Source organism: Hymenobacter lutimineralis, assembly GCF_008271285.1.
Lineage (GTDB): Bacteria > Bacteroidota > Bacteroidia > Cytophagales > Hymenobacteraceae > Hymenobacter > Hymenobacter lutimineralis.
Window position 1 is genome coordinate 58,533 of record NZ_VTHL01000003.1, and the last position, 13,232, is coordinate 71,764.

Annotated in this window: 10 protein-coding genes and 1 pseudogene; 4 read left to right on the top strand and 7 right to left on the bottom strand. The window is 58.8% G+C overall.

Going from position 1 to position 13,232, the window contains the following annotated elements; translation table 11 throughout:
- Nucleotides 1-49: 49 nt before the first annotated feature.
- A complete protein-coding gene (locus FY528_RS04190) occupies nt 50-727 on the bottom strand; it encodes a hypothetical protein (RefSeq protein ID WP_149069743.1) in 678 nt (225 codons plus the stop codon).
- 259 nt (nt 728-986) lie between these two features.
- A complete protein-coding gene (locus tag FY528_RS04195; protein WP_149069744.1) occupies nt 987-1,349 on the bottom strand; it encodes a hypothetical protein in 363 nt (120 codons plus the stop codon).
- 315 nt (nt 1,350-1,664) lie between these two features.
- Here FY528_RS04195 and FY528_RS04200 point away from each other — a divergent pair, with 315 nt between their 5' ends.
- Both FY528_RS04200 and FY528_RS21485 read left to right on the top strand, forming a co-directional pair.
- Nucleotides 1,665-2,273, top strand: coding sequence for a C40 family peptidase (locus tag FY528_RS04200; protein ID WP_149069745.1), 609 nt, complete (start codon nt 1,665-1,667; stop codon nt 2,271-2,273).
- A gap of 217 nt (nt 2,274-2,490) precedes the next feature.
- Nucleotides 2,491-2,784, top strand: a pseudogene (locus FY528_RS21485) (YkvA family protein); the annotation flags it as partial.
- Between the two features lie 394 nt (nt 2,785-3,178).
- On the opposite strand, the gene FY528_RS04210 reads toward FY528_RS21485, so the two are convergent.
- The 5 genes from FY528_RS04210 to FY528_RS04230 all read right to left on the bottom strand — a co-directional run bounded on the left by FY528_RS04210 (nt 3,179) and on the right by FY528_RS04230 (nt 10,514).
- Nucleotides 3,179-3,451, bottom strand: a complete 273-nt coding sequence (locus FY528_RS04210; RefSeq protein WP_149069746.1) for an acyl carrier protein — start codon at nt 3,449-3,451, stop codon at nt 3,179-3,181.
- Between the two features lie 37 nt (nt 3,452-3,488).
- A complete protein-coding gene (locus FY528_RS04215; RefSeq protein ID WP_149069747.1) occupies nt 3,489-7,004 on the bottom strand; it encodes an efflux RND transporter permease subunit in 3,516 nt (1,171 codons plus the stop codon).
- 33 nt (nt 7,005-7,037) lie between these two features.
- Complete coding sequence (locus FY528_RS04220) at nt 7,038-8,168, bottom strand: efflux RND transporter periplasmic adaptor subunit (RefSeq protein WP_149069748.1); 1,131 nt, start codon at nt 8,166-8,168, stop codon at nt 7,038-7,040.
- 61 nt (nt 8,169-8,229) lie between these two features.
- On the bottom strand, nt 8,230-9,864 hold the full coding sequence (locus tag FY528_RS04225; protein ID WP_149069749.1) for a TolC family protein: 1,635 nt from the start codon (nt 9,862-9,864) through the stop codon (nt 8,230-8,232).
- Nucleotides 9,865-9,899: 35 nt separating this feature from the next.
- A complete protein-coding gene (locus FY528_RS04230; protein ID WP_149069750.1) occupies nt 9,900-10,514 on the bottom strand; it encodes a TetR/AcrR family transcriptional regulator in 615 nt (204 codons plus the stop codon).
- 239 nt (nt 10,515-10,753) lie between these two features.
- Between FY528_RS04230 and ispF the strand changes: the two genes are divergently transcribed.
- A complete protein-coding gene (ispF, locus tag FY528_RS04235) occupies nt 10,754-11,233 on the top strand; it encodes a 2-C-methyl-D-erythritol 2,4-cyclodiphosphate synthase (protein ID WP_149069751.1) in 480 nt (159 codons plus the stop codon).
- Nucleotides 11,234-11,437: 204 nt separating this feature from the next.
- Nucleotides 11,438-13,123, top strand: a complete 1,686-nt coding sequence (locus tag FY528_RS04240) for a M28 family peptidase (protein WP_149069752.1) — start codon at nt 11,438-11,440, stop codon at nt 13,121-13,123.
- The last annotated feature ends 109 nt before the right edge of the window (nt 13,124-13,232 follow it).

Genomic DNA, 13,232 nt, shown 5'->3' on the forward strand with positions numbered 1-13,232 from the left:
TGCGGGGGCTTTTCTCTTGCTAGTAGTTTGCCAGCAAACTACTAGCAGCCTAGCTGTCGATGTTTACGTGGCCAAGGGAGCCGCGGTCAGAACGACGAGCATCCTGGTCACGGTCGAAGGAAGACGAAGAAGCCGTTGAGGCTGAAGAAGGCATCGTGCGCTTGTTCCACTCCGAGGAACGCTGCGAAGACTCTACGCGGGGAATGTTGCCCGAGCGGTAGTCGTTGCGGCGGGCTTTGGCGGTGCTCCACTCATTGTCGCTGGTTTTCTGCGAAGAGCGCGAAGCCAAGTAGCCGAGGCCGCCCAGCAGCAAGGCGCCACCCACGACTTTCTGCGTGGTAGTGAGCTTATTGAATTGCTCCGTAGCCTTAGTACCCAGATCTTTCACGGACTGGGGCAGCTGATTCATGGTTTCGCGCCAGTCGGTTTGGCTGATCCAAGACTGTACTCCCGACTTGCCTTGGGTGAAACGCTCCTCTACGCTGCTCAGCAAATCTCCTGCATTCATCGAAGCAGACGACTCGGTGTTGACAGCATTGGTGCTCCGGGTGCTGCTGGTCTGGGCTTTAGACGATACATCCTTCTGGGCACCCTCGCGCTGCGTAGCGCCGCTAGTGCTGCTATCCGAAGCCGAAGCTTGCTGGGCAAACGAGGACGGTGTAGAAGACTGAGCGTTTTTATTGGAATTCGAATTACTCGAAGAGGGTTGATTTTGCTTATTTTCCATGACGAGGAAGGGTGGTTAGATAGAACAATAACGCTGCTGCCGGCTAGGCAGCTTCTGGCTACTATTCGTAAGTTTGCCTTCCTAGGTTACAAAAAGAACAGGGTTTTATACACTCATTCTCTGCTACATCACCTGCTAATGGCCGCTTGTAAGAAAGCCGGTGGCGGCGGCGCTTGATCATGCATCCGTGGCCGCCCCCTGTCATCATGGCAAAAGCAGCCTCGTGCTTACCCGACCAGTTAGGGTGTAAGCAACAGGATCAGGCCGCGCCAGCGCCGCGGTGCATCTTTGTAGGATCTGGCAATGGCAGCCCGTTGGCGTAAAGGTGGGCTTCGTCGCGGCCGGCCTGCCGGGCTTCCGCCTCGAAGCGGTTGGCGTAGTAGCCCACCCGCATCGATTCGAGCAGGTAACGGCCCAGGAAGCCGAAGTAGCCGTGCTGTTGGTACTGCCGAATGTGGCACATCTCGTGCGCCACCCAATAAGGGTCACGCAGAAAGTCCTGGCGCTTCACGCCGCTCAGATGAATAGTATTGCCCAGAACCATGGCCACGCTGGACGACTTCAGCACCAAACGGGCAATACGTGCGAAGGGGGAGTTTTCAACGATGCGGGGACTAAGCATAAGGCTCGGCAGAACGGCCGGAATATACGGGCCTCATCAGCGGCTGGTTGCAAGGACGACCATAAATATTTGAAAATAATATAGCACTAAATGAAGTATTTAACACCATTACCCGGTCTTCGTTTGGATAGCTTGACTTTTTGAGGTTAGCTTTACTCAACGGGACAGGAATAATCTTTATTGATTTGGTCTGATTCCGCTGGTCTTCACTCTCTTTTTTGGCTGCTGCAGCTCTGAGTATCGAGTAACACGAAGTACGCTAAGGCTCCTGGTTGGAGCTGACCCTTAAATTGATTCTGCCACCTACGACGGACAATGAAAAACAGAATTCTGTATTGCCTCGCCGCTGCCTCCCTGGCTCTATCTTTCTTCTTCGAGCAAGCCCCTGCTCCAACTGCCCTTGGCTCGCCTGTGGCAGCGGAAGCTTCCCTCCTCCCCGATTTTCTCAGCACTGACCCTGTTGAAGGCCCCAGCACCCGGGCTTCCTACCGCGACTCTATCCAGTATAGCCAGTACGCGCAGGCGCTGGGCGTAAAGCTGGAATACACCGAGAACAAAGATCTGCTCCGCACTGTAACAGACTGGCTCGGTACTCCCTACCACTACGGCAGCAACTCCAAGCGCGGCACCGACTGCTCCGGCTTCGTAACCCGCGTGTTCAAAGAAGTATACGGCATCACCCTGCAGCGTAGCTCCCGCTCCATGTTCGAGAACGTGCAGCGCGTTGCCAAAGACGCCATGCAGCCCGGCGACCTGGTATTCTTCCGCCGCGGCCCCGGCCAGCCTATTTACCACGTAGGTATCTACCTCACCAACGGCAAGTTTGCCCACTCTGCTACCAACGGTGGCGTTATGGTAAGCTCCCTGCACCAAGCCTACTACCAGCGCAACTTCTACGCCGCTGGGCGGGTAGCGCACAACTAGGTATCAGCACGTTTTGTAGTGGCACAGCCCCGGTCGAATTTCGGCTGGGGCTGTTGCTTTTCCGGCAGCCAACTATTTTCGCGTACCGCAGTATAGTACCCGGGCGGCCCTACCGCTTTCCAACCATTCCTCATTCTCTTCCTTACTTCGCATCATCATGGCAAACCAAGCTCCCAACGGTGAACAGGTTAGTTCTTCGCCTTTCTTTAAGCGCGCTATGCACTCGGCCGAAGAGTACGTGCGCAAACCCCTGCGCATCAAGCAGCTGCTGAACGATGCGTATCAGAAAGCCAGTGAAAAGAATGACGTAGGCACCATTGCCCATGAAGCCTGGGAAAGCCTGCAGCGTCTGTTCCGCCTGATACGCGCCTCCGTTTCGGGTGAGTATACGGGCCTGCCCACGCCGACTATTGTGGCTGCCGTAGCAGTCATCATCTACTTCCTCAGCCCCATTGACCTGATTCCGGACTTTATCCCGGTGCTGGGCCTGCTCGACGACGTAGCCCTGGTGGCGTGGTTTACGTCTACCCTCACCGATGAGATGGACAAGTTTGAAGCCTGGGAAAGCAGCCGCGCGGTAGTGGTAGAAAGCCATGCAAGCGTAACGGGCGAAACGCCCAAAGAGCGGGCTCAAGCCACGGCGTCTACCTTCGAACCCAGCTCTGAATCGGCCAAGAAAGCTGGCACCACGGATTTTCCCGCTACGCCTCCGGTGCCCAGCGCAGAAGCCGCTACCCCAGCCAACGATGTAGCGGCCAACACCACCGATAGCAGCCGGGTCCCCAACCACGACTCGCAGATGCCTTCCGGTGACACCGGCGGAAACGTCCGCTAAGCCCGTAGTCTTAGGCACAAAAAAGCCGCCCGGAACTTAGGTTTCGGGCGGCTTTTCCATTGTGGCTGAGCTAAGCAGCTACTTGGGCCTGAGGCGTGTGCGAGGCTACGTAGTCCACAAAATCTCCTACGGTGCTTAGGGGCACCTCGTCCGGGATGGTGATGTGGAAGTTTCGCTCCAGCTCCAGGATGATGTCTACCACATCAACGGTATCGAAGCCGAGTTCCCGGCTCAGATTACTGGAAACACGCAGGCGGGAAGCACGGATGTGCTTGCGCTTGCTGATGATACGCAACACCTGCTGCGTGATGGCCGGAGGGGCCAGAGTCGTCGAGGCAATCATGGGGGATACGACGTTCAGGTAAGGGGAAGGAAAAGAATTAGTGTTCGGCGAAAACCGGCGGGGTGGCCGCTTGTATCTCCTCAGCATCGGCCACGGGTTCCGCCGTCTTGTTCAGACGCAGCTTCAGGCTCTCACTGAGCAGGTACATAACCGGGACTACCACCAGCGTGATAATGGTTGCAAACGTGAGCCCGAAAATGATGGTCCAGGCCAGCGGGCCCCAGAACACCACCGACTCGCCGCCGATGAAGAAGTGCGCGTTGCCGGAAGCGAAGAGCTCGTAGAAGTCGATGTTCAAGCCAATAGCCAGCGGAATCAGCCCCAGCGTGGCGGCCGTGGCCGTCAGGATTACTGGGTTGAGGCGGGTGCGGCCGGCCAGCACAATGGCTTCGCGCAGGGGCATGCCCTGGGCCCGCAGAATGTCGGTGAATTCCACCAGTAGAATCCCGTTTTTCACCACGATACCGGCCAGGGCAATGATGCCCACACCCGTCATCACAATGGAAATGTTCATGCCCGTGATGGCCAGGCCCCAGAACACCCCCGCAATGGAGAACAGCACCTCCGAGAGGATGATAACCGGCTTGCTGAACGAGTTGAACTGCGTGACCAGAATCAGGAAGATGAGGGCCAGAGCCCCGAGGCCGGCCATGGGCAGGAAGTCGGTGGTTTCCTTTTGGTCTTCTTCCGCCCCGCCCATTTTCAGCGTATAGCCGGCCGGCGTGGGGAAAGCCTTCAGCGCCGTGCGGATGTTGGCTACCACGTCGGGGCCAGTATAGCCGTTGAGCACGTTCGAGGAGATGGTAATCACACGCTTGGTGTCTTTGCGCCGGATACCGCCGTAGGTAGAGCCGTACGTCACTTCGGCCACCGAGGAAATGGGTACCTGCCGCACCTGCCCGGTAGCATCGCGGAACGTGAGTGGGGCGTTGATGATGGCGCCCACGTCGTTGCGGTAAGGCTTGGCGTAGCGCACCTGCACGGGGTACTCGTCGTCGGAGGTCTTGAATTTGCTGGCTTCCGAGCCGTAGATGGCCGTGCGCACTTCCAGACCGATCTGGCCGGTGCTGATGCCTTCCCGGTTGGCGCGGGTCCGGTCGATGTTCACCGCAATTTCGGGGTTGCGGTCCTCCAGGTTGGAGCGCAAGGCTTCCACGCCGCCAATGTTGAGCGAATCGACGTAGCGGGTTACCTTCTTGCTGAGCTTGGCCAGCGTGGGGTAGTCGTCGCCAATTACCTCAATGGCAATGGGCTTGGCCTGGGGCGGACCGCTGGCTTCCTGGTCCACCGAAATTTCGGCGCCGGGAATACCTTTCACTACCTCCCGGATTTTATCCATGTATGTGCCGGTGGCGGGGCCGGTCCGGTCGCTGAGCTCCTTGAAGGCCACGGCCACCTTGCCCATATTCGACATAGCCGTGCCGCTCGACGAAGAAGCGTCGGAGGGGTCGCCGGCGCCGATGGCCACGTTGGTAATCACCGATTCCACGTCGGGGTTCTGGCGGCCGATGACGCCGTAGATGCGGTTTTCCAGCACTTTGGTGATGGAGTCGGTGATTTCGACGCGGGTACCTACCGGCATTTTCAGGTAGGTATAGATGAATTTCGGGTCGCCTTTGGGGAAGAAGTCCACCTTGGGGCCGCGCAGGCCGATGGCCACGAACGAGCCCAGGAACAGCACCACTACGCTCACCATCACCAGCGCTGGGTGGTTGATGGACCAGCGCACCAGGCTGGCGTAGCCGTTCTGGAACTTAGGCAGCGCGCGGGTCTGGAACCAGGCAATCATCTTCACCAGCACAAACTTGTCGAGCAGGATGAAGCCGGCCAGGGCCAGGCAGATGTTACCGATGAAGTGCCCCAAGCCACCAATTGGCTCACCAACGTCAATACCGGCACCTACAGAAACACCACCACCGACAGGTATACTAGCTCCAAATGTGCCAGTAATGGCCAGCACGTTGAACAGGATGCCCAGCGCCACCAGCACGCCCACGGCAATTTTGAGGCCTTTGGTGAGCTTGGGCTTGCTGTGCAGGTCTTCCTCGAAGTGCTCCTCGCGCTCCATAAAGCTCACGGCAAACACCGGGTTCATGATGAAGGCCACCACCAGGGACGACATCAGGGTGATGATGAGCGTGACGGGCAGGTAGTACATGAACGAGCCTACAATGCCGGGCCAGAACATCAACGGCACGAAGGGCGCCACCGTGGTGAGCGTACCGGCCAGCACGGGCACGAATACCTCGCCGGCGGCGAATTTGGCGGCCTTTTCGGTGGTCAGCTCGGGGTGCTCGTGCAGGAGGCGGTGGGTGTTTTCAATTACCACGATGGCGTCGTCCACCACAATGCCCAGGGCCAGCAGGAAGGCGAAGAGCACAATCATGTTCAGCGAGAAGTCGAAGCCCGGGATGATGAGGAAGGCCAGGAACATCGAAATCGGCACCGACAGGCCCACGAACATGGCGTTGGTGGTGCCCATGAAGAACAGCAGAATGGCCGTTACGAGCAGGAAGCCGATAACGATGGTGTTAATCAGGTCGTGCAGCGTTACACGGGTGTCGTTGGAGGTATCCCCGGTGATAGTCACCTTCAGGTCGCGGGGCAGCGTTTTCTCCGCATCCTTCACCAGTGCCTTGATTTTGTCGGACGCGTCAATCAGGTTTTCCCCCTGGCGCTTCACCACGTTCAGCGTAATGGCGGGCTTGCCATCGAGGCGGGCGTAGGACTCCCGGTCCTTGAAGCCATCCGTCACGGTAGCAATGTCGCCGAGGCGCACGGCGGCCCCGTTCAGGTTCTTCACCTGGATGTCGGCAATGTCTTCGGCGCGCACGTACTGGCCGGCCACGCGCACGGCCCGCTTCTGGGAACCCACGTCGATGGAGCCCCCGGAAATGGTCACGTTTTCGCGGGCAATGGCATTGCTGATGTCGGAGAAGCCCAGGCGCGAGGCCCGCAGCTTGTTCAGGTCCACATCCACGTTCACCTGCTGGTCGAGGGCGCCTACGATGTCCACGCGGGTAATTTCGGGCAGGGCCTCAATCTTATCCTGGAAGTCGTCGGCGTACTTCTTGAGCTGCACGGCGGGTAGGTTGCCGCTCAGGTTCACGAACATGATGGGCTGCTCGGAGATGTTGATTTCCTTTACCGTGGGCGGCGAGGGCAAATCATTGGGCAGCTCGGGCGCGGCCTTGTCCACGGCGTCCTTCACCAGCTGCTTGGCGTACTGCACGTCCACGCCCGAGTTGAACTCGATGTCGACGATGCAGTAGTCCTGGTTGGAAGTGGAGTTGATTTTCTTCACCCCGTTCACGCTTTTCAGCTCTTTTTCAAGCTGGCGCGTCACCAGGTTTTCAATATCGGCCGGCGAGGTGCCGGGGTAAATGGTGGCCACGATGATGCGCGGAATCACGATGTCGGGGAATTTCTCTTTGCCCAGCTTGATGTAGGCAAAAATCCCCGCCAGGCACAGCAGCACCGTGATAATGTAAATGCTGGTTTTGTTATTAATGGACCAACTGGTCGGCCCAAACTCTTTCTCTAAATCCTGCATGGCTTCGGGAGTTGACGTTGGGGGTGGCGCTGATTACAGCGTCACCAATTGACCTTCGTTCAGGGTTTGGTAGCCGGCGGAAATCACTTGATCATTGGGCTTCAGCCCGCTGGTTACTTCTACCTTGCCGTTGTAGGTCTGGCCGGTCTGGATAACGCGCTTGGCGGCTACTTTCTTGCCGTCCTTCTGCTCCACTACCAGCACGTAGCTGTTTTGCTCGTCTTTCTGCACCAGGTCTACGGGCAGCACGGTAGCATTACTCTGGGCATAATTCTGAATGCGCACGGTAGCTACCATGTTAGGGCGCAGCAGGGAGGCTTTGCTGCTGGTGGGACGCAACTCCACCGCAAACGTGCGGCTGGTGGGGTTGATGGTGCGGCTCACCGTCCGAACTGTGGACGTCATTTCCTCGTCGCCCAGGTCGGGGATGCGCACCAGGGCCTGGTCGCCGGCTTTGATGCGGTTGGCGTAGGCCTCCGATACGTCGGCCACGATTTTGCCGCCCGCGCCGCTTACCAGGCGCACCACCGGCACGCCGGGGTTGCCCATTTCGCCTATTTTGGCGGGCACATCATCTACCACCCCGCTGAAGGGGGCTACCACGTTGTACATGGCGCGCTGGCGCTGCTGGGTAGCCAGGCTGCGCTGCAGGGCTTCGTAGTTGTTCTTAGCCTGCAGGTACTGAATCTCGGTGCCGATCTGCTGTTTCCAGAGGCGGTCCTGCTTTTCGTACACGGTGCGGGCCAAGTCCAGGCGGGTGCGCAGCTCGGCAATGCCCGATTCCAGCACGGCCGCATCCTGGGTAGCAATAAGCTGCCCTTTGCTTACCCGGTCGCCGCGCTGCACGCGGATATCGGTAATCACGGCCGGCACGCGGGGCGACACGTTGGCATTCTGGTCGAAATCAACGCGACCCTGTACTTCCAGGTAGCTTTTAAAGCTTTCGGGCTTTACGTCGATTACGGACACGGGTACTGACTGATCGGCGGCAGCAGGCGTGCCGGTTTTGGCTTCCAGCTCGGCAATTTTAGCCTGGTTGGCGGCTTGTTCTTTTTTAAGCTTGGCGAGTTCGGCGGCGGGGTCCTGCTTGCCACCGCAGGCCGCAGTAAGTAAGCTGATAGCTATTAGCTGATAGCTGAGGGCTTTCGTTAGCGAAGAGTTCATAGTGAGTCGGAGAAAGAATGTCTGGGAAGAAGCCAACAGCCACCGGCTATTAGCTAACAGCTTATTTGGTTTTCTGGTACAGTTCGCCGGTGGCTTTGTCGCGGTCTACTTTGGCCACCAGCACATCGTAGAGGGCGGCGTAATAGTTGGTCTGGGCCGTGCGCAGCTCGGTTTCGGCCGTCACCACTTCCAGGTTCGAGCCCACGCCCTCCTGGAACTTGATGCGCGAGACGCGGGCCACATCGGCGGCCAGGTCCAGGTTGGCCTTCTGGTTGTCGAGCACGTCCAGGGCGTTGGTGAGCGTAGCCCGGCTTTGGGCATCCTGCAAGTCAATGCTCTGGCGCAGGGTTTCAAAGCCTTTCTCAATGGTCTGCTGCTGAATGCGCGCCTGCTGCACCTGGTAGCTGCGGCGGAAGCCGTCGAACACTGGCACCGACAAGGTCACGCCCACGTTGCCGAAGCCAAACCAGTTCTGGTTGGCAAAGCCGCCGCCATTGCGCGAATCGGGCCCGCGGAAGGCGAACAGGTCGCGGGCCGTAGGTCCGGCCCCGTTGAAGCCGTAGGCCCCCGTCAGGATCAGGCGTGGGTAGGCACTCACGCGGCGGTTGCGCAAATCGAGGCCGGCCAAGGCCTGCTGGGTTTCCAGGGTGCTGAACTCAATGCGGTTGCCGTAGTTGAAAGCGGCGCCGGCGGCCGTCGTCAGGCCATTGTTGAGGGCATCCTGCCGGTCCTGGCGGGCCTGCTCTGCGGCATTGGGCTGGCCCGGCGTGGTAGCGGGGGCCGTAGGTACGCCCGCTGCCCCGCCACCCTGGGCAAAGTCGGCGGTGCCCAGGCGCTGGCGCAGGGCATTGGCATCTACCAGGGCCGTGCTCAACGAATCGGTAAGCTCTACGGACTGCTGCTGGGGCAGGCCCATCTGAAACTTGAGCAACGCCACGCTAAGCTCCGTAAGGCGCTGGGCTTTCTGCTGCTCCACCACCAGGTTGTTGCGCTGCACGCGCAGGCGGTCCACGTCAAGCTTCTCTACGAAGCCTTCTTTAAAGGTCTGGTTGGTCTGGTACAGCAGCGTATCGAGGCGGCGCACGTTGCGGGCCAGGAGCTGCAGCCGCTCGCGGGCTACCAAGGTGCTGTAGTAGGCTTTACTTACTTGCTCTACCACGTCAATTTCGGCCTGCTGGGTCTGCTTTTTAGACAGGTCCTGGTACACCTTAGCCGCCTTCAGCCCCAGGAAATAGGAGCCATCGAACAGCAGCTGCGACACCGACACGTTAGCTGAGCCCTGCCACTGCTGGCCGAACACGAACGGCTGGGGCGGCAGGTTCAACTGCTGGGTTTCCAGCACTACCCGCTCTCCGGTTTCAGCCTTATTCAGGCTTTCGGAGGTCAGCACTGTTTGCGACAGCGGAAAAGATACTAGGGCTTTCTGCTGCTTGAAGTTGTCGGCCACGTTCAGGCCTCCGTTCACCTGGGGCAGGCCCGCCGAGCGGATTTCGCCCACTTTGGCTTCAGCCGTGCGCTCGGCTAGGCGCGTGGCCAGCAGCGTGGGCTTGTTCTTGATAGCGTAGTCGATAGACTGCTGCAGGCTCAGGGGCATCGGGGTGCCGGAAACGGCGGTGGGGGCCTGTGCCAGCAGCTTGTGCAGACTCAGAAAACCCAGCACCGCAAGCAACAGCACGGCGCGCAAAGCGTTTTTCATAGGGTAATTGGTAAAGAAAGAAGCGCGGAAAACGATTATTCTGCTTCCGTCACCTGACGGTATTCATTAATTAGGCGGTGGCCTTTCAGGGTGGAAATGCCCATCAGAAAGTGTTCTATCATAGCTGAGTTCACGCGCTGCAGGGTGAACTGCTTGGGCGGGAAAACCACGTTGTTGAACATCAGCTCGATTTCGGCCAGGTGCAGGCGGGAAAGAACGTCCACGTCCAGATCGGGGCGGTACAGGCCTTCGGCCATGCCCTGACGGATGTTGGCCGCTACTTTGGCCAGGATGAAGGTGTTTTTGTGCTCATCAAACAGGGCCCAGGCCTGGGGGTAGTATTTCTGCAGCTCGTGAAAGATGCTGGGGTGAATGTTGGCCAGCATTTCCCGGTGCCACTGAATCAGGTTGAACATGGCTTCCAGGGCGTTGGAACCTTGGGCAAAAGCGGCTTCGCAGTCTACCTCCTCACGGTTGAGGTGCTGCTGCATTACGGCCAGCACGATTTGGTCTTTGTTCTCGAACCACTTGTACAGGGTTTTCTTCGACATTCCCAGGCGGGTGGCAATGTCATCCATCGACACGCTGCGGATGCCATTGCGCATAAACAGCTCCACTGCCCCAACTAAAATCCGGTCTTTGATTTCCATGACGGGGCAAAGGTACATTGGAAACTTTAAACGGATTCAAAGTTTCCATTATTTTTTTTCTATTCTTTTACGCTTCTCGCTGCTGTCGTTTTTCCTGACGCAAAGCCGGGGCTTTTACTTTAACCCTCCGGCATTTTTCCCGGTTTTTATTTACTCGGGGCCGCCATCCGGGAAGCCAAGCCGCAAAAAAGGCGGGGCCGTTGTACCTTGGGCTCCCAACTTTCTGTTCGTTTCTGCTTATGAAAATCCGCACTGGCTTTGGCTACGACGTCCACCAGCTCCGCGAGGGGCTGCCCTTCTGGCTGGGCGGCATCCAGGTGCCGCATACCCACGGGGCCCTGGGCCATTCTGATGCCGATGTCCTGATTCACGTTATCTGCGACGCCCTGCTGGGGGCCGCCAATCTGCGCGACATCGGCTTTCACTTTCCCGACACCGACCCCCAGTACAAAGGCATCGACTCTAAGCGCCTGCTGGCGGAAGTGGTCCGGCTGCTGACCGAACGGGGCTACACCATTTCCAACATCGACTCCACTATCTGCCTGGAAGCACCCAAAGTGAACCCGCACATTCCCGAGATGCAGCGGGTGCTGGCCGAGGTGATGCAGATTCCGACCGAAGACATTAGCATTAAAGCCACCACCACCGAAAAGCTGGGCTTCGTGGGCCGGCGCGAAGGGGTAGCCGCCTACGCCTCGGTGCTGATTGTGCAGGGCTAAAATGTGCTGCGCTTCGCCAAGAATGTAGTGATGTGCACGAAGGCTCAGTGGAAAATCGGCCGGCCTTATTCAGGGCGAATGGCTTCGCTCCTCCACCTGCCTACATTTCGCACATTTCCCACCGTAGCGAAGCGCAGCACATTATCCCTATGCAACCATTGTTGCAAAATTCCATCTAACAAAAAACGCCTCACCCCCTCTCCTATGAAACTACCCTTTCTGGGCGCACTGCTCCTGGCGGGTGCCTGTACCACGGCCGCCGTGGCTCAGCAGCCGGAAACCAAGCGCAAAATCAAGGTCAAGCACAAGCCCAAAACCGAGCAGCCCGCCACCACCGAGCCCGCAGCGGCTCCCGCTCCCGCCCCGGTGGCCACCGACTGGGCCCGCCAGTATGGCCAAACCATCACGCAGGCCGACTTGCGCCAACACCTGACGGTACTGGCCTCGGATGCCTACGAAGGCCGCGAAACCGGGGAGAAAGGCCAGAAAATGGCCGCCGAGTACATCAGCAACCGCTTCAAGGAGCTGGGTCTCACGGGGCCCGTACAGGGCTCCGATAATCCTTACCTGCAGCACTTTACCATGCTGCGCTCTTCCTGGAAGGACGGCGCTATCCTGAAAGTGGGCAGCCAGAGCTTTGCCTGGCTCCAGGATTTCTACGGCTATGGCTCCTCCCCTTTTCAGCAGGCCACGGTGGTGCAGCCGGTGTTTGCGGGTTACGGCATCGAGCAGGAGGGCTACTCCGACTACGCTGCCCTGGGCGACGTGAAAGGCAAGGACCTGATCATCCTCATCGGGGAACCCATGAAGGATGGGAAGCCGCTGCTGGGCAAAGACGGCCAGCCCAGCAAGTGGGGCATGGATTACCGGGGTAAAGCTACGGTAGCCACGCAGAAAGGTGCCCGGAGCGTGTTCTTCGTGAGCTTCAACCCCAACGACAACTTTCAGAAAACGGCGGCCCGCTTTGGGCCCTACCTGAAAAAGCCCACCATCACCTTCGCCGACAAGCCCTCGGAGCGGGTCGCCACCTTCTTCGTGTCGCCGGCTGTGGGCTATAAGCTGCTGGGTACGACGGCGGCCAACCTGACTAAGTACACCGATGCCACCGCGGCAGCCGGCAAGCCCCAGAAATCCACGTTCAAGCCGACGAAGTTTACCATCACGGCGCCTAAAGACCAGCAGCCTTTCACCACCGAAAACGTGCTGGGCTTCCTGGAAGGCACCGATAAGAAAGACGAAATCCTGGTGGTTTCGGCCCACTTCGACCACATCGGTATCATTGATGGGGAAGTGCACAATGGCGCCGACGACGACGGCTCGGGCACAGTCTCGGTGCTGGAGCTGGCCGAAGCCTTCACCAAGGCCAAAGCCGAGGGCCACGGCCCGCGCCGCAGCATCCTGTTCCTGACCGTGACGGGCGAAGAGAAAGGCCTGCTAGGCTCGGAGTACTACACCGACCACCCCGTCTTCCCCCTGGCTCAGACGGTGACGGACCTGAACATTGACATGGTGGGCCGCACCGACAAAGGCCACGAGGGCAAAGGCGACTACGTGTACGTTATCGGCTCTGATAAGCTTTCCTCGGAGCTGCACGCGGCCCTGGAAAACGCCAACAAGCAGTACACGCAGATCGACCTGGACTTCCAGTTCAACGACCCCCAGGACCCGAACCGTTTCTACTACCGCTCCGACCACTACAACTTCGCCAAGCACAAAATCCCGGTGGCCTTCTTCTTCAACGGGGTGCACGACGACTACCACGGTCCCAAGGACGAGGTAGACAAGATTGAGTTTCCGAAGATGGAAAAGCGCGCCCAGCTGGTGTACTACCTGGCCTGGGACATTGCCAACCGCGACAACCGCCCCGTGGTGGACTCCAACAAGCCGTAGTTTAAACCGCGGCTTCGCTTAGCCCGCTATTTCTGTCAAAAGCCCCTGGCTCCTTCCCGGATGCCCGGGGCTTTTTTCTGGCGGGCCTGCCCGCTGGCAAGCTAGCTTT

Bases quoted from the DNA above. Each gene is read 5' to 3' on its own strand.
- FY528_RS04190 (WP_149069743.1), bottom strand. From the start codon at position 727: ATGGAAAATAAGCAAAATCAACCCTCTTCGAGTAATTCGAATTCCAAT.
- FY528_RS04195 (WP_149069744.1), bottom strand. From the start codon at position 1,349: ATGCTTAGTCCCCGCATCGTTGAAAACTCCCCCTTCGCACGTATTGCC.
- FY528_RS04200 (WP_149069745.1), top strand. From the start codon at position 1,665: ATGAAAAACAGAATTCTGTATTGCCTCGCCGCTGCCTCCCTGGCTCTA.
- FY528_RS04210 (WP_149069746.1), bottom strand. From the start codon at position 3,451: ATGATTGCCTCGACGACTCTGGCCCCTCCGGCCATCACGCAGCAGGTG.
- FY528_RS04215 (WP_149069747.1), bottom strand. From the start codon at position 7,004: ATGCAGGATTTAGAGAAAGAGTTTGGGCCGACCAGTTGGTCCATTAAT.
- FY528_RS04220 (WP_149069748.1), bottom strand. From the start codon at position 8,168: ATGAACTCTTCGCTAACGAAAGCCCTCAGCTATCAGCTAATAGCTATC.
- FY528_RS04225 (WP_149069749.1), bottom strand. From the start codon at position 9,864: ATGAAAAACGCTTTGCGCGCCGTGCTGTTGCTTGCGGTGCTGGGTTTT.
- FY528_RS04230 (WP_149069750.1), bottom strand. From the start codon at position 10,514: ATGGAAATCAAAGACCGGATTTTAGTTGGGGCAGTGGAGCTGTTTATG.
- ispF (WP_149069751.1), top strand. From the start codon at position 10,754: ATGAAAATCCGCACTGGCTTTGGCTACGACGTCCACCAGCTCCGCGAG.
- FY528_RS04240 (WP_149069752.1), top strand. From the start codon at position 11,438: ATGAAACTACCCTTTCTGGGCGCACTGCTCCTGGCGGGTGCCTGTACC.